Annotated in this window: 22 protein-coding genes; 16 read left to right on the top strand and 6 right to left on the bottom strand. The window is 64.8% G+C overall.

Translation table 11 applies throughout. The features are described 5' to 3' along the window. From catC to AB1N67_RS11705, 5 genes are all read left to right on the top strand, one after another. A complete protein-coding gene (gene catC / locus AB1N67_RS11685; protein WP_043210800.1) occupies positions 1 to 291 on the top strand; it encodes a muconolactone Delta-isomerase in 291 nt (96 codons plus the stop codon). Positions 292 to 329: 38 nt separating this feature from the next. Further along, entirely contained in the window at positions 330 to 1256 is a 927-nt protein-coding gene (gene catA, locus AB1N67_RS11690) for a catechol 1,2-dioxygenase (protein ID WP_043210803.1), read from the top strand. A 160-nt stretch (positions 1257 to 1416) separates the two neighbouring features. Further along, positions 1417 to 2616 (top strand): benzoate/H(+) symporter BenE family transporter, encoded by a 1200-nt coding sequence (locus AB1N67_RS11695; protein WP_367863831.1) that lies wholly within the window; start codon positions 1417 to 1419, stop codon positions 2614 to 2616. 76 nt (positions 2617 to 2692) lie between these two features. After that, positions 2693 to 3943: an OprD family porin gene (locus tag AB1N67_RS11700; RefSeq protein ID WP_090342724.1), complete on the top strand. Its 1251-nt coding sequence runs from the start codon at positions 2693 to 2695 to the stop codon at positions 3941 to 3943. A gap of 123 nt (positions 3944 to 4066) precedes the next feature. Then, positions 4067 to 5149, top strand: a complete 1083-nt coding sequence (locus AB1N67_RS11705) for a metal-dependent hydrolase (RefSeq protein ID WP_102081681.1) — start codon at positions 4067 to 4069, stop codon at positions 5147 to 5149. Between the two features lie 56 nt (positions 5150 to 5205). Here AB1N67_RS11705 and AB1N67_RS11710 read toward each other — a convergent pair whose 3' ends face one another. The 3 genes from AB1N67_RS11710 to AB1N67_RS11720 form a co-directional block, all read right to left on the bottom strand. After that, entirely contained in the window at positions 5206 to 6216 is a 1011-nt protein-coding gene (locus AB1N67_RS11710) for an aldo/keto reductase (protein WP_043210809.1), read from the bottom strand. Between the two features lie 92 nt (positions 6217 to 6308). After that, a complete protein-coding gene (locus AB1N67_RS11715) occupies positions 6309 to 7841 on the bottom strand; it encodes an FAD-dependent oxidoreductase (protein WP_367863832.1) in 1533 nt (510 codons plus the stop codon). A gap of 101 nt (positions 7842 to 7942) precedes the next feature. Next, positions 7943 to 9271 carry an MFS transporter gene (locus AB1N67_RS11720; protein WP_102081679.1) on the bottom strand — a complete coding sequence of 443 codons (1329 nt, stop codon included), beginning with the start codon at positions 9269 to 9271 and terminating at the stop codon, positions 7943 to 7945. Between the two features lie 162 nt (positions 9272 to 9433). On the opposite strand from AB1N67_RS11720, the gene AB1N67_RS11725 reads away from it, so the two are divergent. Beyond that, a complete protein-coding gene (locus AB1N67_RS11725) occupies positions 9434 to 10531 on the top strand; it encodes a sugar diacid recognition domain-containing protein (protein WP_090342737.1) in 1098 nt (365 codons plus the stop codon). 118 nt (positions 10532 to 10649) lie between these two features. Further along, positions 10650 to 11786, top strand: a complete 1137-nt coding sequence (locus AB1N67_RS11730; protein WP_090342741.1) for a glycerate kinase — start codon at positions 10650 to 10652, stop codon at positions 11784 to 11786. A gap of 43 nt (positions 11787 to 11829) precedes the next feature. Here the strand turns inward: AB1N67_RS11730 and AB1N67_RS11735 are convergent, their stop codons facing one another. Continuing rightward, on the bottom strand, positions 11830 to 14160 hold the full coding sequence (locus AB1N67_RS11735) for an EAL domain-containing protein (protein ID WP_367863833.1): 2331 nt from the start codon (positions 14158 to 14160) through the stop codon (positions 11830 to 11832). Positions 14161 to 14336: 176 nt separating this feature from the next. On the opposite strand from AB1N67_RS11735, the gene hchA reads away from it, so the two are divergent. Further along, positions 14337 to 15212, top strand: a complete 876-nt coding sequence (gene hchA, locus AB1N67_RS11740) for a glyoxalase III HchA (protein ID WP_043210822.1) — start codon at positions 14337 to 14339, stop codon at positions 15210 to 15212. Positions 15213 to 15224: 12 nt separating this feature from the next. Here the strand turns inward: hchA and AB1N67_RS11745 are convergent, their stop codons facing one another. After that, on the bottom strand, positions 15225 to 16211 hold the full coding sequence (locus AB1N67_RS11745; RefSeq protein WP_102081733.1) for an NAD(P)H-quinone oxidoreductase: 987 nt from the start codon (positions 16209 to 16211) through the stop codon (positions 15225 to 15227). Positions 16212 to 16363: 152 nt separating this feature from the next. Between AB1N67_RS11745 and AB1N67_RS11750 the strand changes: the two genes are divergently transcribed. Beyond that, positions 16364 to 17230 carry a LysR family transcriptional regulator gene (locus tag AB1N67_RS11750; protein WP_043210825.1) on the top strand — a complete coding sequence of 289 codons (867 nt, stop codon included), beginning with the start codon at positions 16364 to 16366 and terminating at the stop codon, positions 17228 to 17230. A gap of 4 nt (positions 17231 to 17234) precedes the next feature. On the opposite strand, the gene AB1N67_RS11755 is transcribed toward AB1N67_RS11750, so the two are convergent. Next, the gene (locus tag AB1N67_RS11755) at positions 17235 to 17981 is read right to left on the bottom strand and encodes an enoyl-CoA hydratase (protein ID WP_090342745.1); all 747 of its coding nucleotides are present in this window, start codon (positions 17979 to 17981) and stop codon (positions 17235 to 17237) included. Between the two features lie 204 nt (positions 17982 to 18185). Here AB1N67_RS11755 and AB1N67_RS11760 point away from each other — a divergent pair, with 204 nt between their 5' ends. The 7 genes from AB1N67_RS11760 (at position 18186) to AB1N67_RS11790 (ending at position 26560) form a co-directional block, all read left to right on the top strand. After that, positions 18186 to 18830, top strand: a complete 645-nt coding sequence (locus tag AB1N67_RS11760) for a TetR family transcriptional regulator C-terminal domain-containing protein (RefSeq protein ID WP_043210829.1) — start codon at positions 18186 to 18188, stop codon at positions 18828 to 18830. A 74-nt stretch (positions 18831 to 18904) separates the two neighbouring features. Then, on the top strand, positions 18905 to 19621 hold the full coding sequence (locus AB1N67_RS11765; protein WP_043210832.1) for a response regulator: 717 nt from the start codon (positions 18905 to 18907) through the stop codon (positions 19619 to 19621). 5 nt (positions 19622 to 19626) lie between these two features. Next, the gene (locus AB1N67_RS11770) at positions 19627 to 20400 is read left to right on the top strand and encodes an ABC transporter substrate-binding protein (RefSeq protein ID WP_090342749.1); all 774 of its coding nucleotides are present in this window, start codon (positions 19627 to 19629) and stop codon (positions 20398 to 20400) included. Continuing rightward, a complete protein-coding gene (locus AB1N67_RS11775) occupies positions 20397 to 22652 on the top strand; it encodes an ATP-binding protein (RefSeq protein WP_367863834.1) in 2256 nt (751 codons plus the stop codon). The genes AB1N67_RS11770 and AB1N67_RS11775 overlap by 4 nt, the downstream gene beginning before the upstream one ends. A gap of 199 nt (positions 22653 to 22851) precedes the next feature. Beyond that, positions 22852 to 24264 carry an amino acid permease gene (locus AB1N67_RS11780; RefSeq protein ID WP_043210838.1) on the top strand — a complete coding sequence of 471 codons (1413 nt, stop codon included), beginning with the start codon at positions 22852 to 22854 and terminating at the stop codon, positions 24262 to 24264. A gap of 310 nt (positions 24265 to 24574) precedes the next feature. After that, complete coding sequence (locus AB1N67_RS11785; RefSeq protein ID WP_090342754.1) at positions 24575 to 25366, top strand: enoyl-CoA hydratase/isomerase family protein; 792 nt, start codon at positions 24575 to 24577, stop codon at positions 25364 to 25366. 33 nt (positions 25367 to 25399) lie between these two features. Further along, positions 25400 to 26560 carry an acyl-CoA dehydrogenase family protein gene (locus AB1N67_RS11790; protein WP_324724150.1) on the top strand — a complete coding sequence of 387 codons (1161 nt, stop codon included), beginning with the start codon at positions 25400 to 25402 and terminating at the stop codon, positions 26558 to 26560. Positions 26561 to 26569: the final 9 nt, after the last annotated feature.

Here is a 26569-nt window from a genome sequence, read left to right on the forward strand (position 1 = left end):
ATGCTGTTCCACGTGAAGATGACCGTGAAGCTGCCGGTCGACATGGACCCGGCCAAGGCCGCGCAACTCAAGGCCGATGAAAGGGAACTGGCCCAGCGTCTGCAACGCGAGGGCACCTGGCGCCATTTGTGGCGTATTGCCGGCCACTACGCCAACTACAGCGTATTCGACGTGCCCAGCGTCGAGGCCCTGCACGACACCCTGATGCAACTGCCGCTGTTTCCCTACATGGACATCGAGGTCGACGGCCTGTGCCGCCACCCCTCGTCGATCCACAGCGACGATCGCTGATTCGAACCCTTGCACAAGAACAAGATGAGGTACGCACCATGACCGTGAAGATTTCCCACACTGCCGATATCCAGAAGTTCTTCGAAGAAGCGGCCGGCTTCGGTAACGATGATGGCAGCCCGCGCATCAAGCGCATCATCCAGCGCGTGCTGCAGGATACCGCGCGCCTGATCGAGGACCTGGAGATCACCGAGGACGAGTTCTGGCTCGCCGTCGACTACCTCAACCGCCTGGGCGGGCGAGGCGAGGCCGGGCTGCTGGTGGCAGGCCTGGGTCTTGAGCATTTCCTCGACCTGCTGCAAGACGCCAAGGACGCCCAGGCCGGCTTGACCGGGGGCACCCCGCGCACCATCGAAGGCCCGCTGTATGTCGCCGGTGCGCCTATTGCTGAAGGCGAAGTGCGCATGGACGACGGTAGCGAGGAGGGCGTGGCCACGGTGATGTTCCTCGAAGGCCAGGTGCTCGACCCGAACGGCCAGCCGGTGGCCGGCGCCACGGTCGATTTGTGGCATGCCAACACCCGCGGCACCTACTCGTTCTTCGACCAGAGCCAGTCGCAGTACAACCTGCGCCGGCGCATCGTCACCGACGCCCAGGGCCGCTACCGCGCACGCAGCATCGTGCCTTCGGGCTACGGCTGCGACCCGCAGGGCCCGACCCAGGAATGCCTGGACTTGCTCGGCCGCCACGGCCAGCGCCCGGCGCACATCCACTTCTTCATTTCTGCGCCGGGCCATCGCCACCTGACCACCCAGATCAACCTGGCCGGTGACCAGTACCTGTGGGACGACTTCGCCTACGCCACCCGTGATGGGCTGGTCGGCGAGATCAAGTTCCGCGAGGACGGCGCGCGGGGTGTACAGGGGCGGTATGCCGAGCTCACGTTCGATTTCCAACTGCAGAAGGCTGTGGACAGCGAGGCAGAGCAGCGCAGCGGACGGCCGCGGGCATTGCAGCAGGGCTGATACCCCGAGGTGTCCCCTTCGCGGGTAAACCCGCTGCCACAGGGACGGTGGGCGGGCTTACTCGTGAAGAACGCATCGCACACGCAACGCCAGCCTGCGATGCAGTCAACACAAAACAAGTGCCAGCCATCAAGGCCGGCCAGCGCTTGCGAGAGGTCCCATGAAAGACCTGTTCAAGGATTGCTCCGTGTCGGCCATCGTCGCCGGCATGATCGCAACGATGATTTCCTATGCCGGGCCACTGGTCATCATCTTCCATGCCGCCGAGGCAGCCGGCTTGCCCCACGCGGTGCTGTCCTCATGGGTCTGGGCGGTGTCCATGGGCAGCGCGCTGCTGGGGGCGCTGCTGAGCCTGCGCTATCGGGTGCCGGTGGTGATCGCCTGGTCGATCCCGGGCTCGGCGCTGCTGGTCACCGCCTTGCCGCAGTTGGGGCTGGAACAGGCCATCGGCGCCTATCTGGTGGCGAACCTGGTGTTGCTGGTGATCGGCATCAGCGGCGCCTTCGACCGCATCATCGCTCGCCTGCCAGGCTCCATTGCCGCCGGCATGCAGGCTGGGATTCTGTTCAGTTTCGGGGCCGAGGTGTTCCGCGCGTTACCGGCACAGCCAATGTTGGTGCTGGCGATGTTCGCCACCTATGTGCTGATGCGCGCGCGCCAGCCGCGCTATGCGGTGGCGATGGTGCTGCTGGTCGGTGCGCTTGTCACGCTACTGAGCGGGCAGTTTCGCAGTGATGCGTTGGTGCTGGAGCTGGCCTCGCCACGCTTGATCGCACCGCAGTTCAGTGTTGCAGCCCTGTTCAGCCTGGCGCTGCCCATGGTGCTGGTGGCCCTGACCGGGCAGTTCATGCCGGGCATGGCGGTACTGCGCAATGCCGGTTACAGCGTGCCGGCGAGCCCGCTGATCAGCGCCAGTGCCGTAGGGGGGGCGTTGCTCGCGCCCTTTGGCTGCCATGGACTGAACCTTGCGGCGGTCACCGCGAGCCTGTGCACCGGGCGCGAAGCCCATGAGGACCCACGCAGGCGCTATGTGGCGGCAGTATCCGGCAGCGTGCTGTACCTGCTGCTGGGTATCGCCGGCGCTACCTTGATGTCGCTGTTCGCGGCCTTTCCCGCCGCGCTCATTGCCGCGCTGGCAGGCCTGGCCTTGTACGGCGCGATCAGTGAGGCCCTGGTCAGGAGCCTGTCCGAACCGGGCGAACGCGACGCGGGGTTGTTCACTTTCCTGGTGACGGCCTCCGGTGTGTCCTACCTGGGGTTGTCGGCGCCGTTCTGGGGTTTGTTGTTCGGTCTTGCCGCCCACGTCTTGCCACGCCTGCGTCGCCCCCTTGTTCAAGCGGCCTTGCGCCGCGCCCGCTGAAGAGGAGAGGCATCACTCAAGACCCACGCGTTCCCAGCGCTTTACCCATAAAAACAAGATCAAAGAGAGCTTCGGAATGAACCACACCCCTTGTGTCGCCCTGGGCATCACCTTGCTCAGCCAACCCCTGCTGGCCGCGGAAAACGGCTTTTTCGAGGATGCCAAGGCCAGCCTGAGCGCCCGCAACTATTACTTCAGCCGCGACTATTCGGATATCGTCGGGGCCAATCAGCAATCGAAGGCCCAGGAGTGGGCCCAGGGTTTCATCCTCGACTTCAAGTCGGGCTACACCCCCGGCACGGTGGGGTTCGGCCTGGACGCCCTGGGCTTGCTGGGCATCAAGCTCGACAGCAGCCCTGACCGGGTCAATACCGGGTTGTTGCCGGTTCACAGCGATGGCCGCGCCGCGGACGAATACAGCCGCCTGGCGCCGACCTTCAAGGCGCGTCTGTCCAAGACCGAACTGAGGTTCGGCGAACTTCAGCCCAACCTGCCAGTGCTGACGTTCAGCGACATTCGCCTGCTGCCGCCGACCTACCAAGGTGTGAGCCTCAGCTCCGGCGAACTGACCGGCCTGACCCTGCAGGCCGGACACCTGACCTCCAGCCACCTGCGTAACGAGGCCGGTGACGACAAGATGATCGCCATGCTCGGGCATGTGCCCATGCGCCAGGCACAAAGCGACGCCTTCAACTACCTCGGTGGCGACTATGCCTTCAACGACAACCAAAGCAGCGCCAGCCTCTGGTACGGCCAACTGCAGGACATCTACGAACAGGGCTTCATTGGCCTCAAGCACAGCAAGCCGCTCGGCGACTGGGTGCTCAGCGCCAACCTGGGCTACTTCACCGCCCGCGAGGACGGTGATGCGCTGCTGGGCAACATCGACAACCAGGCGTTCTTTTCGATGCTCACCGCCCGGCAGGGCGGGCATAGCTTCCATGTCGGCTATCAGGGGATCTATGGCGACAGCCCGTTCCCTCGGGTATTCGCCAACATCTCGCCGCTGGGCAATGAAGTGCCGACGTACGAGTTCGCCTACACCGACGAGCGTTCCTACCAGGTGCGTTACGACTACAACTTCGCCGCGATGGGTATCCCTGGACTGACGGCCACGGTGCGCTACATCACCGGCAACAACGTCGACACCGGCCAAGGCTACGAGGGCAAGGACCGCGAGCGCGACCTGGATCTTGGTTACGCGGTGCAGGGCGGGCTGTTCAAAGGCTTGGGGATTCGCGTGCGCAATGCCATGGCACGCTCCAACTACCGCAGTGACATCGATGAGAACCGCTTGATCCTGGTGTATACCTGGCAACTGCTGTAAGCCTTCTTGAGCCTCTACGACGCAAGGCCCAGGTGCAGCCTGCGATAGGCTGCGCAGCCGCCCCTTGGCGAGTACGGTGAATGAGGGTAGGTTCCTGAAAAACACCGATCAGGGACTTTCACCTTGGACTCACTGACCCAAGCTGTCCTCGGCGCCGCCCTCCAAGGCGCGGTGCTGGGGCGTATCCAGGGGCGTCGTTCGTTGTTGTACGGCGCGGCCCTGGGCACCTTGCCGGACCTCGACGTGCTGATCCGCTATGCCGACCCGGTGTCGCAGATGACTTACCACCGAGGCTTTTCCCACTCCCTCTTCGTCCTCACCGCCCTGGCGGCGGCCCTGGCCTGGCTGGTCAGCGCGGTCGCCCGAAGGCGCTGGCCCGACAAAGGCTACCGCCTACCGCGGGTGTTCCTGGCGTTCTGGCTAGTGTTGGTGACTCATCCGATACTCGATGCCTTCACCGTTTACGGCACCCAGTTGTTCTGGCCCCTGCACCTGACCCCGCAGAGTTGGGCGGCGGTGTTCATCATCGATCCTGTGTACACCTTGCCCTTGCTCGGCGCTGTGCTGTACGCGGCGTTCAAAGGCATGAGTGGCAAGGCTGTCACCGTGCTAGGCGTGGCCTTGGCGTTCAGCACCGCTTACCTGGGCTATGGGCTGGCCGGGCGCATGGCGGCCGAACAGCGTTTTGCGCTCGCCCTCGATGAGCAGGGCATTGCCGTGACCCACGTGCGCGCCGTGCCCATCGCCTTCAACAGCTTGGTCTGGCGGGTATTGGCCAAAACCCCGGATGGCCAGTACTACGAAGGCATCAGCAGCGCCTTTGACCAGGAACCGCCGGAAATGCAGCGCCAGTCGCTGAACCTGGAGGCCGCCCAGGTACTGCGTGGCATGCCGCTGCACGAGCGACTGCGTTGGTTCACCGATGATTGGCTGCGCTACGACAGGGTGGGCAATGCCTTGGTGGTGACCGACCTGCGCATGGGCATCCCAGGCAACTACACCTTCCGCTTCCAAATGGCCAGCCGGGACAGTACCGGGCGCTGGAACGCGGTGACGCCGACCCTGTGGCTGGGCGATGGCGTGGGCTCGATGTTCAACGGCGAGGACCTCGCGCTGATCTGGCGGCGCATTGTCCAGCAGCAGCCTCCGCTGCCGCTGGCGGCCTGGACCGAGAAATACCTAGGGCAACGCGAGGCGGGGCGTTGAGCCTTGCCATCGCCCGAGGCTGAGGGATTGCAGTGGGGGCTGCGCGCGCCCAACGCCTATGGGCGAGCCAGGCGCCCGGTGACGAAATGCGCCACATCGTTGAACCCGGGCGTCGAGGCATGCCCCGGGGTGACCAGCGAATCGATGAAGGCTTCGTCCTCGGCGGTGATCTTCACCTCCAGCGCACCGGCATAGGTGTCCCACTGCGCCTCGGTGCGCGGTCCGACGATCGCCGAACTGACCAGTTGGTTGTTCAGCACCCAGGCAATGGCGAACTCCACGATCCCGACCCCTTTGGCCTGGGCGTAGGCCTGGATTTTCTGGGCGATGGCCAGCGATTCCTGGCGCCACTCTACTTCCATGATGCGTTTGTCCTGGCGCGCAGCGCGGCTGCCAGCCGCAGGCTCGGCACCCGGCGCGTACTTGCCGCTGAGCACGCCTCGGGCCAGCGGGCTGAACGGCACTACACCCAGGCCATGGTAGGCGGCTGCAGTCAGTTGCTCGGGCTCGGCCTGGCGGTTGACGATGTTGTACAAAGGCTGGCTCACCACCGGCTTGGCCACACCCAGGCGTTCGGCCAGGTTGCACAGCTCGGCGATGCGCCAGCCGCGGAAGTTGGACACGCCCCAATAGCGGATTTTGCCTTGTTGCAGCAGGTCGCCCATGGCCCGCACCGTTTCTTCCAGGGGCACCTTGTGGTCTTCGCGGTGCAGGTAGTAGATGTCCAGGTAGTCCAGGTCCATACGCGTGAGCGAGGCCTCGATGGCATTGAACAGGTGCTTGCGCGAGAGCCCACTGCGGTTGGGCAAGCCTTCTGCCGGGCCGAAACCGGCCTTGGAGGCGACGATCCAGTCCTGGCGATGGCGGGCCACGGCCTCGCCGACGATCTCTTCGGAGCGCCCGGCGTTGTAAACGTCAGCGGTGTCGATGAAGTTGATGCCTTGGTCCCAGGCCTTGTCGATGATGCGCAGCGAGTCCTCGGTGCTGGTCTGTTCGCCGAACATCATGCTGCCAAGGGTGAGGGCGGAAACCTGAAGGCCACTGTGGCCGAGGGGGCGGTAGATCATGCGCGGCGCCTTGTGTCGAGGAGTGTAGGGCTGTTTTACACACATCCACCTGCCATTGAAAGGATCCGGCTGGCCACAGGGCACGTGCAGGCTCAGCCCGGCCAGGCATCGATCAGTTCCCGCGCCTCGCGACTGTTCAAGGGGCGTTTCATCCGTTGCGACAGTACCGCCATGGCGCGGGCGTAGCCTTTGGCGATCACGGCTTCGACCTGATCGTCGATGCATTGCAGGGCAATGAAATCGCCTTTCTCCGGTTCACCCACATACTCGATACGGTTCCAGTGCTGCCCATGACCGAGCACTTCATAGGTGCGTCCGTGTTGGTAGGTCCAGAAGAACGGCACGTCGTCGTAACGGCGCTGCTCACCGAGCATGTTGGCGGCGGCGATCACGCCGTGCTGTTCGGCCAGTCGCCAGTGCTCGATGCGCACGGGGCGGCCGGCCAAGGGGAAGGTGACGATGTCGCCGGCGGCCCAGAGCCCTTCGGCGGCGTGCAGCTCGGCGTCCACCGGCAAGGACTGATCGTCTGCCAGCTCCAGGCCCTGCACGAAACCGGTGGCCGGTCTGACGCCCACTCCCAGCAGCACCAGCGCGGTATCCAGGCGCTCGCCATTGGCCAGCACCACGGTCTGGACGTGGTCGGTGCCTTCGAAGCGTTCGACCTCCGTCGGTCCATGGAACACCACACCCTTGCGCTCGTGCAGCTCGCGCAGGGTGCGGCCGATACGTTCGCCGAGCTGCCTGGCCAGGGGGATTTCATGGCGGCTGACCACATGCACTTTCGCGCCGTACTTGCGCAGGGCCGAAGCCGCCTCCAGGCCGATAAAGCCATCGCCGACGATGACCACAGGCTGGCCCGGTTCGGCGGCATCGAGCAGGCGTGCGGCGTCGTCCCGGGAGCGCAACAAGCAGATGCCAGGCAACTGGGCGCCGGGAAGGTCCGGGCGTTTGGGTTTTCCCCCGGTGGCCACCAGGGCCGCGTCGTAATCCAGGCGCTTGCCGTCGGCCAGCTGGATCTGGCGCTTGGCGACATCCAGCGCCCGCACCTTGGCGTGCCAGCGCTCCAGATAGCCCTGGCGCAGGGCTTCAGGTTCGAGCAGGGCGGGGACTTCGTCGGGGGCCATCTGCCCGGCGATGACGAATTTGCTCAAGGACGTGCGGTCGTAGGCGGGGTGCTGTTCCTGATCGATCCACACCAGACGGCCGCCGAAACCATGGCTGAGCAGGGTTGCCACCGCCGCGCTGCCAGCCGCACCCGCGCCTATCACGGCAAAGCAGCGGGCGTCGCTGTGCCGGGGAGGGTTGGCCCTAGGCAGCGGCTGGTCGTCGACCAGGATCTCGCCGTTTTTCACCTGCACGGGATAACGCCGCAGGTCGGCCAGGGCCGGAGGCTCGCAGACCGCGCCTTCGTCGACGGCGAACGCCGCCTTGTGCCAAGGGCACACCAGCAACCCGCCACACAGGGCACCTTCGTCCAGCGGCGCGCCTTCATGGGGACAATGGGCCTGGTAGGCATGCACCAAGTCGCCCTGACGGATCAGGATGACTTCTTCGCTGCCAGCCTGGACGCGCAAAGGCGTGTGGTCGTCGAGCTGTTCGAGGCGGGCCACGCTGTGCTGGGTCATGGGGCGTCTCCGTAGAACCGTTCAGGTTCATTTGACGCCTTCGCCGAGCCGGGGATGCAACAGACCGACGATCGGAGGCGCCGAAGCGCCCCCGAACAGCTTCAGTTGGCGCGGGCAGCGCTCAGCGCGCCGGCACGGGTCGCACGCAGGGCCACGAGGCTGCCGAACACGATCAGCGCGGCCAGCGAATAGAGCGCAGCGTCGGTGGAGCCTGTCTGGTCCTTGATGAAGCCGACCAGGTAGGGGCTCAGGAAACCAGCCATCTGGCCCACCGAGTTGATGATCGCAAGGCCCGCTACGGCAGCGCTGGCACTGAGCAGGGCGGTCGGCATCGGCCAGAACATCGGCAGCCCGGTCAGCGCGCCCATGGTAGCGATTGACAGGCCCAGGATGGCGATGGTCGGGCTCTGGGCGAAATTCACCGCGATCAACAGACCGAGCGCACCCATCAGCATCGGCACCACAAGGTGCCAGCGCCGCTCGTTGCGCAGGTCCGCCGAACGCCCGACGACGATCATGAACACACCGGCCAGCAGGTAGGGGATGGCGCTCAGCCAGCCGATCAGCAGCGGATTGTCGAAGCCCAGGTTCTTGATGATCGAGGGCAGCCAGAAGTTGATGGCGTACACGCCGCTCTGGATGCAGAAGTAGACGAAGCCGAAGGTCCAGACCAGCGGATTGGTGAGCACGGCCAACACACCGTCACCCTGGGTGGTGGGCTTGCTAGCGGCATCGGCCTTGAGGTCGGCCTCGATCACCTGGCGCTCGGCCGGGCTCAGCCAGGCGGCTTTCTGGTAACCGTCGCTGAGCAGCAGCACGGCGAGGATGCCCAGCACCACGGTAGGCACGCCCTGGATCAGGAACATCCACTGCCAGCCGGCCAGGCCGTGCTGGCCTGCGGCGAAGTGATCGAGGATCCAGCCGGAGAACGGCCCGCCCAGCAGCCCCGAGACCGGGATCGCCGACATGAACAGCGCCATGATGCGGCCGCGGCGGTCCGCCGGGAACCAGCGCGAAAGGTACAGGACCACGCCGGGGAAGAAGCCGGCCTCAGCGGCGCCGGTGAGCAGGCGCAGGGCGTAGAACTCCGTGGGCGTGGTGACGAACAGCAGGCAGGTCGAGAGCGTACCCCAGGCGATCATCATCAGCGCGATCCAGCGCCGCGGGCCGAAGCGGTTGAGCGCCAGGTTGCTGGGCAGGCCGCACAGCACGTAGCCGATGAAGAAGATCCCGGCACCCAGGCCGTAGACGGTCTCGCTGAACTTCAGGGCGTCGAGCATTTGCAGCTTGGCGAAGCCGACGTTGACGCGGTCCAGGTAGTTGAACAGGTAGCAGATGAAGATGAAGGGAATCAGCCGCACGGTGATACGCCGGTACAGCGCATCGCGGGTGATGTCTTTGCCTTGGTCAGGGGCGGGGCTGTGTGCCATGATCGGATTCTCTTTTTTTATGGTTGTCGCGGCGTCGCGGGTTCCGGCGCTCGCCACGACGAGTCTCGGTGAGCGCGGCGCGGCTGTCTTTGTGCTTTTGCACAGCTTCTGGCACGGGGCGCTGTGCCGGCGACCAAAGCCTACCACCGCAAGGACCCTTGAATGTTCGAACTGGACCACGACCTGGCGCAGGACATCGTCGACCGGGCGATGGCTATCCTGCCGTGCAACGTCAACGTCATGGACAGCCAGGGTTTGATCCTGGGCAGTGGCGAGCCGGAGCGTATCAACACCCGCCATGAAGGCGCGCAATTGGTGTTGGCCAACGGGCGGATCGTCGAACTGGATGTGGAGGCCGCCAAGTGCCTCAAGGGCGTGCAGCCCGGGGTGAACCTGCCGCTGATGCTCGATGACCGCCTGATCGGCGTGTTGGGGCTTACGGGCGATCCGCAGCAGTTGCGTACCTATGGCGAGTTGGTGCGCATGACCGCCGAAATGCTCCTGGCCCAGCGCCACTTGCAGGTGGAGCAACAGTGGCGGCGTCAGCGCTGCGACGACCTGTTGGCCTTGTTGCTCGGAGGCAGCAGCGACTCCCCACGGCTGCTCGATGAAGCCCAGCAGTTGGGCCTCAAGCCCCAGTTGCCTCGGGTGCCGTGCCTGTTCGAACTCGAGCCTGGGCCGAGCGCGGAGACATTGTCCGGCTGGTTGATGAGTCGTTTTCCCGACAGTTGGTGCGTCAGCCCGGCCCGGCATTCGTTGTTGTGGTGTCGGCCTGCAGGCGTCGCGCTGGATGAACAGCGCCTGGTCGAACGTCTTCATCGCCATGGCTGGCAGGTCCAGCGCTTGGCCATGGGCAATACGGCGCAGAGCCTGGAGCAACTGCGCCGGGGTTATCGGCGGGTGCGCGACCTGCTCGCCTACGGGCGCGAGGTCCTGCCTCAGGAACGGCTGCTGAGTCTATCGCGCTACCGCCTGCCTGCCTTGCTCTGGCGCCATCGCAACGATGACGCGCTGGACGAACTGCTCGAGCCCTTGCAGCGCATCCGCGCCAAGGATGCCAGCGGGCAGTTGCTTGCGACCCTGCGCGCCTGGTGTGCCCACGACGGGCAGAGCCAGGCCTGCGCCGATGCCCTGGGTATCCATCGCAACAGCCTGAGGTATCGCCTGGAGCGGATCGCCGAGGTGAGCGAGGTCGATCCGTTGCGCCTTGAAGGGTTGCTCAGCCTGTACCTGGGCTTGCAACTGCTGCCGACGCAGTGATGCCCCCTGGCAAAAAAGGCATTCGCCCAAACAACACCGCAACGCTTTTGTGCATTCGACAGAGGCCCCGCTGCACCACAACTGGCAGCATGCGGGGTATCTGGACAGGAGAATCCCCATGAAAGTCGTCATCGCCCCCGATTCGTTCAAGGACAGCCTCGACGCTGCCGGTGTGGCCCGCGCTATCGGTGCGGGCCTGGCCGAAGTGTGGCCGGACGCCGAACGGGTCGAATGCCCCATGGCCGATGGAGGCGAGGGGACCATGGACGCGATCCTGGCCGCCAGCCATGGCGAGCTGCGTCGCCAGGTGGTACGTGGGCCGCTGGGCCATAGCGTCGAGGCCGGCTGGGGCTGGCTGGCCGAGAGCCGTACGGCGATCATCGAGATGGCCCAGGCCAGTGGCTTGCAACGGGTGCCGACCGACCAGCGTGATGCGTGCCGCAGCAGCACCTGGGGCACTGGCGAGCTGATCGCCGCCGCGTTGGCCGCCGGTGCGACGCGCATCGTCCTGGCCATTGGCGGCAGCGCCACCAACGATGGCGGCAGCGGCATGCTGCGAGCCCTGGGCCTGCGCCTGCTGGATGCCGACGGTCAGGCACTGGAGGAGGGCGGGTTGGCCTTGGGCCGACTGGCCCGTATCGATGCCAGCGATCTGGACCCCCGCCTGGCGGAGGTTCAGGTAGAGGTGGCGGCCGATGTCGACAATCCTTTGTGCGGCCCCAATGGCGCCTCGGCGATCTTTGGCCCGCAGAAGGGCGCAAGCCCCGCGCAGGTGCAGGCACTGGACCAGGCCCTGGGGCATTTTGCCGACCTGTGCGCACAATTGCTGGGTGACGATGTGCGTGAGTTTCCCGGATGTGGCGCGGCGGGCGGCATGGGCTTTGCGGCCAAGGCCTTCATGGGCGCGCAATTCCGCCCTGGGGTTGAAGTGGTGGCAGAACTGGCAGGGCTCGATGCGCTGGTGCAGGGGGCGGATCTGGTGATCACCGGGGAAGGGCGCTTCGATGCCCAGACCTTGCGCGGCAAGACGCCGATGGGCGTGGCCCGGGTGGCCAAGCGTCATGGTGTGCCTGTGGTGGTGCTGGCCGGAACTTTGGGCGAGGGCTACCAGCAGTTGTATGCCCATGGCATCGATGCGGCCTTCGCCTTGGCCAGCGGGCCGATGAGCCTGGAACAGGCGTGCGCCCAGGCAGCGCAGTTGTTGCAAGCGCGGGCCACTGACGTCGCCCGGTTGTGGCAGGTGGCGCGGGACTGAACGCGATTCGCGGCGATGGGTCGCCTGGACGCAGGAGACGCGGTCAGAGGCTGCAACAGGCGCTGTCCCGGGCGCCACTGAAGGGCGGGTATTCCAGCAGTTGCGCCGGTGACAGAGGCCGGCTGAAGTGGTAGCCCTGAGCGCTGTCGCATCCGGCGAGTTTCAGGCACACCACCTGCTCGCGGGTCTCCACGCCCTCGGCGATCACTTCCAGGCCCAGGCGTTTGGCCAGGATGATGGTGGAGGAGACGATCGGGCTGTCGTCGTGGCTATTGCACAACGGGGCGATCAAGGCACGGTCGATCTTGAGTTTGGTCAGTGGCAGCGCATGCAGGTGGGCAAAGCCTGCATAACCTCGACCGAAATCATCCAGGCTGACGCCCAGGCCTGCCTGGCGTAGGCGGTGCAGGTGGTCCAGCGCGGTGCCTTCGGGGTCGAGCACGGTGGTTTCGGTGATTTCCAGCTCCAGCCGGTGTGCGTCGATGGCATGCTCGTGCAGCGTGGCCAGCAAGCGCTCGCTGAAGTCCATCTGGCGCAGTTGCAAGGCCGAGACATTGACTGCCAGGCGCTCATCACGCCCTTGGGCTTGCCAGCGGCCGAGCGCTTCGCAGGCAAGGCGCAGCACCTCCCAGCCCAGCTCTACGATGAAACCACTGCGCTCGGCCATGGCGATGAAGCGATCAGGGTAAAGCAAGCCGAACTCAGGGTGGTTCCAGCGCACCAGCGCTTCGTAGCCCTGCACCTCCAGGGTGTCGAGGCGAATCTGGGGTTGGAAATGGAGCAGGAACTGGCGTTCGGCCAGGGCGATGCCGAAGGCTTGCTCGAGGGTGAAGGCCTGGATGTCGGAAAGGTTCAAGGACGGGTCGAAGAAGCGGTACTGGGCGCGCCCGGCCTGCTTGGCCGAGTACATCGCAGCGTCGGCGCAGCGGATCAGTGTGTCGATGTCCTGACCATCGCGCGGGCAGATGCTCACCCCGACACTGGGGCTGGTATTGACCTCCTGGCCGTCCAGGGCATAGGTGGCAGAGAGCTTGGCGACCAGCTCGCGCACCCAGGTGTCGATCTGCTCCTCGTCGCGTTCGCCGGCCAGCAGCACCACGAACTCGTCCCCGCCAAAGCGCGAGGCCTCGTCGCCGAGTTCCAGCAGGCGCTGGATGCGCCCGGCCACGGCCTGTAGCAGCAGGTCGCCGATCTTGTGGCCGAGGGAGTCGTTGATCGATTTGAAGCGGTCCATGTCGATGAACAGGATCGCCATCAATCGGCGCTTGCCCCGTTGCCGGGCCAGGGCCTGGGTCGCCACTTCGACGAATTGTCGGCGATTGTGCAAACCGCTCAGGTGGTCGGTAGCAGCGGCGTGGCTGCTGCGTCGATGTTCATCCTCCAGGCGGCCGATCAGTTGCTGGTTGACCCGTTGGGCGTGCTCCAGGGCGCTGAAGGCCTCCTGGCGCTTGCCCAGCAGGCGCAGGCTCCAGGCGAGGCTGGCGAGAATCATCAGGGTCATGCTCAGGTTCAGCCAGAACTGGCGGGCGTAGGTCAGCGCCGAGGGGGCGAGGATCTCATCGTGCTGCTGGCTCACCACCACGCTGAACCCCCGGTTGGCCACGCGCCGGTACAGGCTCTGGTAGGCGCCCTCGACGCTGTACTGGGTGAGCAGGCCGGCCTCCTCACCGGTTTCGGGCAGGTTCGGCATCAGTCGGTCGCCGGTCATCACCACGCCGCTGGAGTCGATGCGCAGGCGCTCCTGGCCATCGTCCTGGAGCACACGCATCAACCCGGTGCGGCCTAGGTCGATGTGCTGGAGCAGGACAGCGAGATAGCCGACATCCAGCTGTACCACCAGGAGGCTGTCGATCTCCCGCCCGCGCACGTCGGTCAGCGGCAGAATGAACGGCAGGCGCCAGTGGGGCCCGGACGTTGGGGTGTCTGAAGGCGCGAGGTGGGGCATGAAGGGTTTGAAGCCATCGTGGGAAACCCGCACCTTGAGCTGGTCGAGCCAATCCGGGGGCAGCGCCTGGGGTTCGTCGGCGTGGCTGGAGGCGAGCAGCCGGCCCTGGCGGTCATACAGGCTCATGCGCTTGAACGCTGGGTCTTCGACCAAGATCCGCGCCAGGCTCAGATTGCCCTGGCGCAGGGATTTCATGTCGTGCTGTGTCACCCGGCCCACCGCTTGGGCGCGGTCCACCAATTGGCCAAGGTTCTGCGCGACGATACTGGCCAGGTTCATGTGCTCGGCGGCCTTGGCCGACAGCGCATCCTGGCGCGAGGCGGCCTTCTGGGTGACATGCAGCCCCCACAGGAAGGCGAGGGTGATGGCGCAGAGCGTCAGTATCAGTAGGGGAAGCAACCCTGCGGACGATAAGAAACGGCGAATCACAGCTGATGGTCCCGACCTTGGGTAGTGATCGGAAAATACGACAGAAAGATGACAGCTGGATGACTGGTGGCACATAGCCTTTATTGACCGACGCACCGCAAGTCGCGTCCTGCGATAGCTTTTACTGGGCTGGACTAGACTGCCCGATTGTCCCCACCAGCCTGTTGGAGAACGCCATGGCACAGCCGAACGATGACAAACGCCCCACGCCTGACCCGGCCGAGGACAATGCGTTTTTCCCCTCGCCCTATTCGCTGAGTCAGTTCACTTCGCCCACATCCGACCTCAGTGGCGCCGATTACCCAAGGCCCTACACGGGAGGCCGCTGGAAAGTGCTGATGATCGGTGCCGACGAGCGCTACTTGCTCACCGACAACGGCACGATGTTCTCCACCGGCAACCATCCGGTGGAAACCCTGCTGCCCATGTACCACCTGGACAAAGCCGGCTTTGCCTTCGATGTGGCGACGTTGTCTGGCAACCCGGTCAAGTTCGAGTTCTGGGCGATGCCTTCGGAGGATGCCGAGGTCAAGGGCCTGTACGCCCGCTATCGCGATGCCTTCAAACAACCGCTCAAACTCGAGGATGTCGTCGAGCGTGCATTGGGCCCTGACTCGGACTACATCGGTGTGTTCATCCCCGGTGGCCACGGCGCGTTGATTGGCCTGCCCGAAAGCAAAGCGGTGAAACAGCTGCTGCTCTGGGCGGCCAAGCACGACAAGTTCGTCATCACTCTATGCCATGGCCCAGCGGCGCTGCTCGCCGCGGGTCTCGGCGAGACGCGCGATAGCTGCATCTACAACGGCTACCGCATCTGCGCCTTCCCGGACGATCTGGATGCCAAGACCCCGGACATTGGCTACATGCCCGGGCACCTGACGTGGAAGTTCGGCGAGCAGCTCAAGGCCCTGGGCGTGGAAATCATCAACAAAGACATTTCCGGCGCCACCTTGCAGGACCGCAAGCTGCTCACCGGCGACAGCCCGTTGGCCGGCAATGCACTGGGCAAGCTGGCGGCCGCTGCGCTGCTCAAGGAAGTCGGCGCCGGGTGAGTTGCTTTGGTGTCAGGCGTCGACGGTCAGCACCACCTTGCCCATGTGCTGGCCGCTTTCCATCAAGGCGTGGGCCTGGGCCGCATCGCCCAGGGCGAAGGTGCGGAAGATCAGCGGCTTGACCGCGCCACTGCGCACATGGGGCCAGACGTGTCGTTGCAGGTCGGTGATGATCTGCGCCTTGTCGTCTGCGCTTCGTGCACGCAAGGTCGAGCCTGTGTGGGTCAGGCGCTTGACCAGCATCGGGAACAGGTCAACCTGCGGCGCCGGGCCCTTGATGACGCCAATCTGCACGATCCGCCCGTTCATGGCCGCGGCCTGGAAGTTACGCGCTACGTATTCGCCGGCGATGATGTCGACGATCACGTCCACACCCTGGCCCTCGGTATGGCGCAAGACCTCCTCGACGAAGTCCTGGCGGTTGTAGTCGATCGCAACGTCGGCACCCAGGGCCTGGCTGGCCGCTTGCTGTTCGGGGTTGGCGACGGTGGTGAAAATCCGCGAGGCACCGAGGGCCTTGGCCAGCATCGTCGCGGTGGTGCCGATACCGGATACGCCCCCGTGGATCAGCACCGACTCGCCGGCTTTGAACCCGCCTCGCTGGAACAGGTTGACCCAGACGGTCATGAACGTCTCGGGCAGGGCCGCGGCTTCGATCATCGACAGGCCCTCGGGCAGGTGCAAGGTGGTACGCTCGTCGGCCACGGCGTATTCAGCGTAGCCGCCACCGGTCACCAGTGCGATCACCGGATCACCAACGGCAAAGCCTCGGACTTCGCTGCCAAGGGCAACGACTTCACCTGCGATCTCCAGGCCAGGGATGTCCGAGGCACCTGCGGGTGGGTCGTACAGGCCCTTGCGCTGGAGCAGGTCCGGGCCATTGACGCCTGCGGCGCGAACCTTGATCAGGACCTCGCGTGCGGCAGGCTCGGGAATCGTCCGGCGAGTGGGTTGGAGGACATCGGGGCCGCCCGGTTGGGTGATCTCGATGGCGGTCATGTTGGAAACGTTGTTCATGGGTACTGTGCCCTTGTGAGGTGAAGGTTGGCCGCGTTGGCGACTTGCTCCCAAGGGTACGGAACTCGTCGGCCCCGGGCGCGCGGCGATTTCGCGGCGCCCTGTTGCACAAGTGCTGTGAGGAAAGACCATCGATGAATTGGGATGACGCAAGGATCCTGCTGGCCCTGGGCCGCGAACAGACATTGCGCCGGGCCGCGCGCGTGCTGCGGGTCGACCAGGCGACCGTAGGGCGACGGATCGCTGCGTTGGAGGCCGACCTGGGGTCGACCCTGTTCCTGCGAACGCCCGCAGGCTATCAACTGACCGCCATTGGCGAGGAGGCGTTCGCGCTCGCGCAGAAGGTCGAAAGCGCGGCGCTTGAGCTCACCCGGCGTATTCGCGGAGTAGACAATGAAGGCGCTGGGGAGGTGCGGATTTCCACCACCGATTCCCTGGCCTGCGATTTCGTGATGCCAGCCCTGCGTCAGTTGCACCTGGCCCACCCTGAGATCCGCGTTGTGCTGCATGGCTCCTCGGATTTGGTCAACCTGTCGCAACGCGAGACCGATATCGCCATCCGCAACCAGCGTCCGGACAACCCGGACCTGATCCTGCGCAAGCTGGCGAGCTGGCCGATGGGCCTGTACGCCAGCACCGACTATCTGGCCCGCCAAGGCGAACCGGTGCCGGCCAGTGGTTTCGCAGGGCACGATTTGGTGATGTATGAGCCGTACTGGCGTGATCGGACGGTGCCGACGCTGGTCGATGAGGTGATCGACCAGGGGCGGGTGGTGGCAGCGGTGAACTCCAGCATGATGGTGCGCCGCGCCATCGCCGAAGGTTTAGGAATCGGCGAGATTCCCATTGCCCTGGGCGAGCGCGACGGCTTGGCGCGGGTCTGGCCGTCACGTGAACGCAGCGCGCCTTACGAGGTGTGGATGGTCACCCACAAGGATTTGCGCCACACGGCCCGGGTTCGTCTGGTCATCGACCAGTTGGTCCGAACCTTCGAGGGCTGAGCGGTCAGTCCTTGAGCAAGGCGCGCAAGGCGGCCTTGGCTTCAGGGGTTTGCAGGCGTTCGACGAACAGTTGGCTTTCACGCTCGACTGTGGCCTCAAGTTCGGCGCGATGGGCCTCTTTGATCAGGCGCTTGCTGATGAGCAGTGACTCACGGGGCATCGCTTGCAGGCGCCGGGCAAGCTTCCGCGCCGCCGCCAGGCATTGCTCGCCGTCTTCGTGCAGTTCGTTGGCCAAGCCCCAGTCCACGGCCTGCTCGCCGGTCAGCAGTTCGTTGGCCAGCAGCAGGCGAGCGGCGCGGGCATGGCCGAGCAGGCGAGGCAGCAGCAGGCTGGAGCCGAATTCCGGACACACCCCTAGCGGTGCGAAAGGCATGCGCAGTTTGGCCGAGCGGCTGACCAGCACCTGGTCACAGTGCAGCAGCAGGGTGCTGCCGATGCCGATGGCCGCGCCGCTGACGGCGGCGATCAGTGGTTTCTTCACACCCATGACCACACGCATCAGGTGAAACACCGGGCTGTCCCGGTCACGTGGCGGGTTATCGAGAAAGTCGCGCAGGTCGTTACCGGCGCTGAAGCATTGCGGGCCGCCGGTAAGCACGATGACGTCCACCTGCGGGTCTTCGTCAGCCGCCAGCAGCCGCTCGGCGAGCTGCTCGTACATGGCGATGTTCAGGGCGTTGAGCTTGTCCAGGCGGTTGAAGGTCAGGGTCAACAGGCCTTGGTCCAGCTCGCGTGTGATCAGGTCGTTCATGGCAGCCGCTTTTGTTGTTGGAATCGGGGTCTTGGCGCGAGGGCGCCGTGAGGGTTTATCACGGTGCTTGGCTTGTTGTACAGTCGTTCAGCCAGACTAGTCCACTTGTGGGAGCCCCAGTCGCCCTGGCGCACAGAGAATGAAAGTCGCCGCTGCCAAAGGCGCGTGCCAACTCGATAACGCTGTTTTTCTCCAGGAGCACCGATGAGTCAGGAAGCCCGCTACAACCGCATGCTGCCGGAACTGCGCAAGGCCAATCTGGTGGAGGCGACCTTGGTGTGCCTGAAACGCCATGGCTTCCAGGGCGCGTCGATCCGCAAGATCTCCGCCGAGGCAGGGGTGTCGGTGGGGCTGATCAGCCACCACTACTCGGGCAAGGATGAACTGGTGGCCGATGCCTACATGGCGGTCACCGGGCGGGTCATGGGCCTGTTGCGCGAGGCCATGGCCAAGGCCGCGCCCAATGCCCGCGAGCGGCTGTCGGCGTTCTTTCGCGCATCGTTCGGATCGGACGTACTGGACCCAAAGCTGCTCGACGCTTGGCTGGCATTCTGGGGCGCGGTCAAGACCGCCGAGGCGATCAACCAGGTGCACGACCATTCCTACGGTGAATACCGCAACGAACTGAGCCAACTGCTGGCGTCACTGGCCACGGAGGAGGGCTGGGAAGGCTTCGATGCGGACCTTGCGGCCATCAGCCTCAGTGCACTGCTCGACGGTTTGTGGCTGGAATCCGGCCTCAACCCGGGGACGTTCTCGCCGGAACAGGGGGTGTTGATCTGCGAGGCCTGGGTCGATGGTCTCCAGGCAGGCGGTCGACGTCGCTTCAGTGTAAGTGGGGGCTGTTGATCGCCTGTTCAGTAACGAGTACGCTGCGGGCGCGGGTTCGATGAACAACACCTATAAAAAAGAGACAACACGCAATGACGCCTCGGGTACTGATCGTCGATGACGATCCGATTATTCGCGACTTGCTGCACGCCTACCTGTCCCAGGAAGGCTACGACGTCCACTGTGCCGACACCGCCGAACAGGCCGATGCCTTCCTCGCCAGCCAGGATGTCGATCTGGTGCTGCTCGACATTCGCCTGCCGGGCAAGGACGGTCTGACGCTGACCCGCGAACTGCGGGTGCGCTCGGAAGTCGGCATCATCCTGATCACCGGTCGCAATGACGACATCGACCGTATCGTCGGCCTGGAATGCGGCGCCGACGACTATGTGATCAAACCCCTCAACCCACGCGAGCTGGTCTCGCGCGCCAAGAACCTCATCCGCCGCGTGCGCCACGCTCGTGTCGCCAAGCCTGCGCCGGCCTGCGTGCAGTCGCTCAAGCAGTTTGCCGATTGGGCGCTCGATACCGATCGCCGTCGCCTGATCGACCCGCGCGGCGCCGAAACCCTGCTCACGCACGGCGAGTTCCAACTGCTCAGTGTGTTCCTGCGCAACAGCGGCCATACCCTGACCCGCGACCAATTGATGGACCAGATCCGCAATCGCGAGTGGGTGCCCAATGACCGCTCCATCGACGTGCTGGTCGGCCGTCTGCGGCGCAAGTTGCATGACGATCCGGCCGAGCCGCACCTGATCATCACCATCCACGGCACCGGTTACCTGTTCACCGCCAGCGTGGCGGCCTGACGTCCATGGGACGCCTGTGCGCCCTGGCCCTGATGCTGGTGAGCCTGCACGGTGTGGCCGGCGAGCGCATCCGCTACTGCGACTACCCGGTGTACCCGCCGATTTCCTGGAGCGATGGCCGCCAGGTCCGAGGCCTGGCACCCACCGTGGTGCGCGAGTTGCTCGGGCGCTTGGGCTACGAGGTCGAGATCGTTGTGCTGGGCAACTGGAAGCGCTGCCTGATGGACGCCGCCGCAGGGCGGGTCGATGTGGTGCTGGCCTACAACAGCGACCAGCGCGACCAGGGCATGCGCTTTTCCACGGTGCCGGTGCTGCGCGAGGAGGTGGCGGTGTTCGTCAATCAGCGCCGGCCGGTGCGCTTCGAGCACCTGGACGACCTGGCCGGCTACCGGGGCGGTCTGCTCTACGGCGAAAGCTATGGGCCTGAGTTCGACCGTTTCGTGGCGCGGCACCAGAACATCGAATGGGTGTCCTCCAGCCAGCAGAACTTCGGCAAGCTGATCCGTGGTCGCATCGACTTCGTGATCCAGGAGCGGCGTACCGGCCAGCTGTTCGTCGAGCACCTGCCTGGGGCCAAGGATATCCACGCCTTACCCACCGCACTGAGCGTGGATTATCTGCGCGTTGCGGTTTCGCGACATTCCCCTTTGAGCCGGCGCATGGATGCCATCGACCAGCAGTTGCGCAAGATGACCGAGGCTGGCGAAATCCAGCGTTGGCTGGAGCAGAGCGAAGTGACTTACCGCGACATGATCAACCTGCCGGTGGACGCCCGATGATCCGCCTGCACACCGACGGCCTGCTGCGCCGCCTGCTGCTGTTCATCTTTCTGTTCAGCCTGTGCTTTACCGTGCTGGCAAGCTCCGTCCAGCTGTACTTCGAGTACCGCCGGGAAATGCGCGACATCGAGGCGCGCATGGCGTTGATCCGCGCCGGCTACCTGGCGAGCCTGGAGCGCAGCCTGTGGGATCTGGACGAGGCGCAACTGGACGTGCAACTGCGTGGGTTGGTGGACTTTTCCGACGTGGCGCGGGTGCGGCTGATCAGCGAAGACTTCAGGCTGCTGCGCGGCGACGCCACGCCCAAGGGGCCGCTGCGCATCGAACGTTTCGCCCTGGATTACCAACCGCCGTCCGGGCCTGCGCGGCACTTGGGCGAGCTGGAGGTCAGCATCGACCTGGGCGCTGTGCATCGGCGATTGTTTGCCACGGGGCTGACCAGCCTGTTGTGGATGGGCGTGTTCCTCTGCGGCCTTGCGGTGGCGCTGTCCGGGCTGTTCTACCGCCTGGTGACGCGCCACCTGCAAGTGATGGCCGAATTCGCACGGCGTATCGGTGCGGGGCAGTGGCAGGAACCGCTGCGCCTGGCCCGGCGCCGTTCGGCCCGTCCGGACGAGATCGACACCGTGGCCCATGCCCTGGATGACATGCGCCGGGCCATCCTGCGGGACATCGAGCGCCGCGAATTGGATCGCCTGGCCTTGCAGGACAAGCGCGACGAGCTACAGGCGATGGTCGAGCGGCGCACCGCGAGCCTGGCCAGGGCCAAGGACGAGGCGGAGGCGGCCAACCTGGCCAAGTCCAGGTTCCTGGCGACCATGAGCCATGAACTGCGCACGCCGCTCAATGGCATCCTGGGCATGGCCGAGCTGCTGCGCGGCGGCAGCCTGGCGCTGCGTGACCGCGAGCGCCTGGAAGCGTTGTACAAGGCCGGCGAGGGATTGCTGGCGATTCTCAATGAAGTGCTCTATTTCGCCCGCCTGGAAGAAGGCGAGAGCCGTCCGGAAATGGTCGACTTCTCCCTGCGCCAGTTGTGCCAGGAAGTCATGACCCTGCTCGAGCCCAGGGCTGTCGACAACGGCAACCGCCTGCACTGCCACATCGACGAACAGCTGGCCGAGTTCCAGCACGGCGCCGAACAGTACCTGCGCCAGGTACTGAGCAACCTGTTGGCCAACGCCATCAAGTTCACCGAACACGGGCAGGTCACGCTGCAGGTGCAGGTGCTGGAGCCGCGGATGGACCTGCAACGGGTGCGGGTGAACGTGAGTGACGATGGCATCGGCATCGCCCCTGCCATGCAGGCGAAGATCTTCGATCGTTTCACCCAGGCCAGCGAAGCCGTGGCCAGGCGCTACGGCGGTACCGGCCTTGGCCTGGCGATCTGCAAGCACCTGGTGGAGAAACTCGGCGGGCGCATCGGCCTGGACAGCGTCGAGGGGCAGGGCAGCTGCTTCTGGTTCGAGCTGGACCTGGCCTGCGGTCGGCAGCCTAAGACCCAGGCGCTGGTACGCCAGGCCCTGTCACCACTGAAAATTCTGGTGGTCGAGGACGTGGCGCTGAACCGAGAAGTCGCCGGGGGGTTGCTCACCCGAGATGGCCACCAAGTCAGTTTCGCCGAGCATGCCCAGCAAGCCCTTCAAGCGTGCGCCGAGTGCCGGTTCGACCTGATCCTGCTGGACGTGCACCTGCCTGGGATGAGCGGGGTGGAATTGTGCCGCCTCATCCGCGCTACGCCAGGGCTCAACCGTGAGACGCGCATTCTGGCTTTGACCGCAGGTGTGCAGCCGGCGCAGGTGCCCGGTTACCTGGAGGCCGGGATGCAGGGCGTGCTGGCCAAGCCCTTGAAGCTGGACAGCCTGCGCGAGGCCCTGGTTGACCTGACGCCGGTGGTGGACGCACAAGTGCCTGAGGCGTCGATGGACTGGGCCTTGCTGCAGACCCACCGCACGTTGCTGGGCGAGCAGAAACTGCAAGGTCTGCTCGTGGTTCTGCGCCAGGCGATCGATCAGCACGAGGCGGCGCTGGGGGAGGCGCTGAAGGCAGGTGACTGCACAGAAGTGGTCCACTTGGCCCATCGTCTGGCGGGCAGCTGCGATTCGTTGGGCTTCGCGGGCCTGGCGACGACGTTACGACACCTGGAGAACGTCGGGTTGAAGGGAGATGCTGGGGCATACGAAGCCTTGAGCGAACCGCTGGCCGAGCAGATCCGCCTGGCCCGCACCACCTTGGAACAGCTGATCCAGGGCTGACGTACAAAAAAGTTACGACTTTTTACATCTTCGATCCGTCCGTACAACGGCACCTTACATCCGTTTCCAATAATCGATGGCAACCGTGCTCCACACGGTCCATGAGGCTTATTGGAGATAAGAATAATGAAATGCCGTAAAGCTCAAGACCTCCTGAATTGTCTTCCCGCCCAGCGCGCCTGCCAGGTCGAGGTGCGCCATGTCTGAATCCACTGACCGCAAAGGCATCCAACTGACCCGTGCGCTCAAGAGCCGGCACATCTTCATGCTGTCGCTGGGCGGGGTGATCGGCACCGGCCTGTTCATGGGCTCGGGGGTCACGATCAACCAGGGCGGCCCGATGGGGGCGATCCTGGCTTATTTGGTCGCGGGCCTTCTGATGTACCTGGTCATGGTCTGCCTGGGCGAGCTGTCGGTGCAGATGCCCGTGTCCGGTTCGTTCCAGGCCCATGCCACCAAGTTCATCGGCCCGGCCACGGGGTTCATGATCGGCTGGGTGTACTGGATGAGCTGGGCCACCACCGTGGGCCTTGAGTTCACCGCCGCCGGCATGCTGATGACCCGTTGGTTCCCCGAGGTGCCGATCTGGTATTGGTCGGCGCTGTTCGTCGCCGTGCTGTTCGGGCTCAATGCCCTGGCCACCCGCGCCTTCGGTGAGGCCGAGTATTGGTTCTCGGGCATCAAGGTCGCGACCATCCTGGGCTTTATCGTGATCGGCCTGTTGGTGATCTTCGGCGGCATCCCGCTGAACAATGGGGCGCCGGCCCCGATGCTCGACAACCTCATTGGCGATTCGCTGTTCCCCCATGGGCTGTCGGCGGTGTTCGCGGTCATGATGACCGTGGTGTACGCCTTCCAGGGTTGCGAGATCATGGGCGTGGCCGCGGGCGAGACCGAGCATCCGGAAAAGAGCATCCCTCGCGCTGTGCGCAACGTGGTGTTCCGCGTCCTGATCTTCTATGTGCTGGCCATCGCCGTGCTCTCGGCCATCGTGCCGCACGAGCAGGCCGGCCTGATGGAAAGCCCGTTCGTGCAAGTGTTCGACATGGTCGGTATCCCTTACGCGGCGGACCTGATGAACTTTGTGATCCTCACCGCGATCCTGTCGGTGGGTAACTCGGGGCTGTATGCCTCCACGCGTATCCTCTGGGCCATGTCCAAGACCGGCATGGCGCCCAAGAGCCTGTCGCCGCTGAGCAAGCGCGGCGTGCCGCTGCGGGCGCTGAGCATCACCTTGTGCTTCGCTTTGATCTCGCTGATGACCAGTTTCGTCGCCGCCGACACCCTGTTCATGGTGTTGATGGCGGTGAGCGGAATGTCCGGCACCGTGACCTGGATCGTCATTGCCCTGGCTCAGTACCGCTTCCGCAAAGCCTTCCTGCGTGATGGCGGCAAGCTTGAGGAGCTCAAGTACCGCGCGCCGCTGTACCCCCTGGTGCCGCTGCTGTGCATCACCTTGTGCAGTTCGTTGTTCGTGTTCCTGGCCTTGGACGAGACCCAGCGTCCGTCGCTGTACTGGGGCTTTGGCTTCATTGCCGTGTGCTACGCGGCGTACTTCCTGATCAACCGTCGTCGGCAGGGGGCCTTCGAGCCGAGCGCGCCTGGCGTATGACGTGACAGTGGCGGTGCCTATTCGCGGGTAAGCCCGCTCCTGCAGGGTGTTGCACAAGCCCTGTGGGAGCGGGCTTACCCGCGAATGCTTTGGCGCCGTCAGTGCAAAACCGTAGTTGTGCGAAGTTGTAACAGCCGACGCATCAAAGCCTTTTCTGTTGGAGAAATACACTTATAAAACAATTAGATATAGCGCTTTATTGAGTTGTTACAGTAACTCAGGCCCCGATTGCCGTCTTGTTGAACACTTGTTTAGTATCTCTCCCAAGTCGTCCCCCTCATACCCACCAACAACAATATCGAGGCCTCCCATGACTAGCCCGTCCTCACTGCTGAGCAAGGTCGAAGCCGGCGTTGCCTGGATCACCCTGAACCGCCCCGAGCAACGCAACGCGCTGGACATCCCCAGCCTCAAGCAACTGCACGCACTGCTGGAAGCCTTCAACACCGATCCAGCCGTGCGGGTGGTGGTGCTGACCGGCACTGGGCGCAGCTTCTGCGCAGGCGCGGACCTGGCCGAGTGGGCCGAGGCCGAAGCCCGCGGTGCCCTGGAAAGCTACGGCTGGACCGAGACCGCCCACGCCTTGATGCAGCGTCTGCACAGCCTGGACAAACCCACCATCGCCGCCATCAACGGCACCGCCGTCGGCGCCGGGATGGACCTGAGCCTGTGCTGCGACCTGCGTATCGCCGCCGCCTCGGCGCGCTTCAAGGCCGGTTACACCAGCATGGCCTACAGCCCGGACGCCGGTGCCAGCTGGCACTTGCCACGGCTGATCGGTACCGAGCAGGCCAAGCGTTTGTTGTTCTTGGACGAGCTGTGGGGCGCCGAGCGCGCCCTGGCTGCCGGACTGGTGAGCGAGGTGTGCGCCGATGACCAGTTGCCGACCGTCACTGCCGAACTGGCCGCTCGCCTGGCCAAGGGGCCGACTTTCGCCTACGCCCAGACCAAGCGCCTGATCCGTGACGGAGCCCAGCGCACCTTGAGCGAGCAGCTGGAAGCCGAGCTTGCCGCAGGCCTGCTGTGCGGGCGCAGCCAGGACGGCGCCGAGGCGCTACGGGCTTCGGTCGAACGACGCGCGCCAGAATTCGTTGGTAAATAACCCCTTACACGACCTTCTTCAGGACGATTCCAGATGAATTTCCAACTGACCCAAGAACAAGAAATGTTGGTGGAAGCGGTACGCAGCTTCGTGACCAAAGAGCTGCTGCCCTATGAGGAAGAGGTGGACCGCGCCGATGCGGTGTCGCCGGAGCTGGCGGCGCAGATCCGCGGCAAAGCGATCGCGGCTGGGTTCTATGCCTTCAACATGCCCGAGGAAGTCGGCGGCGGTGGCCTGGATTATCTGTCCCAGGCGCTGATCGAGCGTGAGTTGTCCAAGGTTTCCTGGGCCTTGCACGTGTTCGTGGCGCGCCCCTCAAAGATCCTCATGGCCTGTAAGGACGAGCAGATCAACGACTACCTGCTGCCGTGCGTGCAAGGCGAGAAGATCGATTGCTTCGCCCTCACCGAGCCGGGCGCCGGCTCCGACGCCAATGCCATCAAGACCCGCGCTGTACGCGACGGTGACGATTTCGTCATCAATGGCAGCAAGCACTTCATCAGTCACGCCGGCCACGCCGACTTCGCCATCGTCTTCGCGGTCACCGACACCTACGAACACAACGGCCGCAAGCGCAATGCCGTGACGGCCTTCTTGGTCGACCGCGGTACGCCAGGCATGACCATCCGCCGTGGCCCCAAGTGCGTGAGCAACCGTGGCTACCACACCTACGAGCTGTTCTTCGACGACTGCCGCGTGCCGGCCAGCAAGGTGCTGGGCGAGGTGGACAAAGGCTGGGAGGTGGCCAACGCCTGGCTCACCGCAGGTCGGGTGATGGTGGCCGCCAACTGCGTGGGCCAGGCCCAGCGCGCCCTTGATCTTTCCCTGCAGTGGTCCGCCGACCGCAAGCAGTTCGGCCAGGCCATCGGCTGCTACCAGGGCGTGTCGTTCAAGCTCGCCGACATGGCCACCCAGATCCGCGCCGCGGAACTGCTGACCCTGCACACCGCCTGGAAGATGGACCAAGGCAGCATGACCGACGGCGAGGCCGGCATGGCCAAGCTGTTCGCCAGTGAGGTGCTGGGCAAGGTGGCTGACGAGGCGGTGCAGATCTTCGGTGGCATGGGCCTGATGGACGAGGGACCGGTCGAGCGCATCTGGCGTAACGCGCGGATCGAGCGGATCTGGGAGGGCACATCCGAAATCCAGCGACACATCATTTCCCGCGAACTGCTGCGTCCACTGCTGCGCTGATCGGCCTGG

It is taken from the genome of Pseudomonas guariconensis (genome assembly GCF_040822035.1).
GTDB lineage: Bacteria > Pseudomonadota > Gammaproteobacteria > Pseudomonadales > Pseudomonadaceae > Aquipseudomonas > Aquipseudomonas guariconensis.

Excerpts from the sequence above, each read along its gene's own strand:
- catC (WP_043210800.1), top strand. The coding sequence starts at position 1 with ATGCTGTTCCACGTGAAGATGACCGTGAAGCTGCCGGTCGACATGGAC.
- catA (WP_043210803.1), top strand. The coding sequence starts at position 330 with ATGACCGTGAAGATTTCCCACACTGCCGATATCCAGAAGTTCTTCGAA.
- AB1N67_RS11695 (WP_367863831.1), top strand. The coding sequence starts at position 1,417 with ATGAAAGACCTGTTCAAGGATTGCTCCGTGTCGGCCATCGTCGCCGGC.
- AB1N67_RS11700 (WP_090342724.1), top strand. The coding sequence starts at position 2,693 with ATGAACCACACCCCTTGTGTCGCCCTGGGCATCACCTTGCTCAGCCAA.
- AB1N67_RS11710 (WP_043210809.1), bottom strand. The coding sequence starts at position 6,216 with ATGATCTACCGCCCCCTCGGCCACAGTGGCCTTCAGGTTTCCGCCCTC.
- AB1N67_RS11715 (WP_367863832.1), bottom strand. The coding sequence starts at position 7,841 with ATGACCCAGCACAGCGTGGCCCGCCTCGAACAGCTCGACGACCACACG.
- AB1N67_RS11720 (WP_102081679.1), bottom strand. The coding sequence starts at position 9,271 with ATGGCACACAGCCCCGCCCCTGACCAAGGCAAAGACATCACCCGCGAT.
- AB1N67_RS11725 (WP_090342737.1), top strand. The coding sequence starts at position 9,434 with ATGTTCGAACTGGACCACGACCTGGCGCAGGACATCGTCGACCGGGCG.
- AB1N67_RS11730 (WP_090342741.1), top strand. The coding sequence starts at position 10,650 with ATGAAAGTCGTCATCGCCCCCGATTCGTTCAAGGACAGCCTCGACGCT.
- hchA (WP_043210822.1), top strand. The coding sequence starts at position 14,337 with ATGGCACAGCCGAACGATGACAAACGCCCCACGCCTGACCCGGCCGAG.
- AB1N67_RS11745 (WP_102081733.1), bottom strand. The coding sequence starts at position 16,211 with ATGACCGCCATCGAGATCACCCAACCGGGCGGCCCCGATGTCCTCCAA.
- AB1N67_RS11750 (WP_043210825.1), top strand. The coding sequence starts at position 16,364 with ATGAATTGGGATGACGCAAGGATCCTGCTGGCCCTGGGCCGCGAACAG.
- AB1N67_RS11755 (WP_090342745.1), bottom strand. The coding sequence starts at position 17,981 with ATGAACGACCTGATCACACGCGAGCTGGACCAAGGCCTGTTGACCCTG.
- AB1N67_RS11760 (WP_043210829.1), top strand. The coding sequence starts at position 18,186 with ATGAGTCAGGAAGCCCGCTACAACCGCATGCTGCCGGAACTGCGCAAG.
- AB1N67_RS11765 (WP_043210832.1), top strand. The coding sequence starts at position 18,905 with ATGACGCCTCGGGTACTGATCGTCGATGACGATCCGATTATTCGCGAC.
- AB1N67_RS11770 (WP_090342749.1), top strand. The coding sequence starts at position 19,627 with ATGGGACGCCTGTGCGCCCTGGCCCTGATGCTGGTGAGCCTGCACGGT.
- AB1N67_RS11775 (WP_367863834.1), top strand. The coding sequence starts at position 20,397 with ATGATCCGCCTGCACACCGACGGCCTGCTGCGCCGCCTGCTGCTGTTC.
- AB1N67_RS11780 (WP_043210838.1), top strand. The coding sequence starts at position 22,852 with ATGTCTGAATCCACTGACCGCAAAGGCATCCAACTGACCCGTGCGCTC.
- AB1N67_RS11785 (WP_090342754.1), top strand. The coding sequence starts at position 24,575 with ATGACTAGCCCGTCCTCACTGCTGAGCAAGGTCGAAGCCGGCGTTGCC.
- AB1N67_RS11790 (WP_324724150.1), top strand. The coding sequence starts at position 25,400 with ATGAATTTCCAACTGACCCAAGAACAAGAAATGTTGGTGGAAGCGGTA.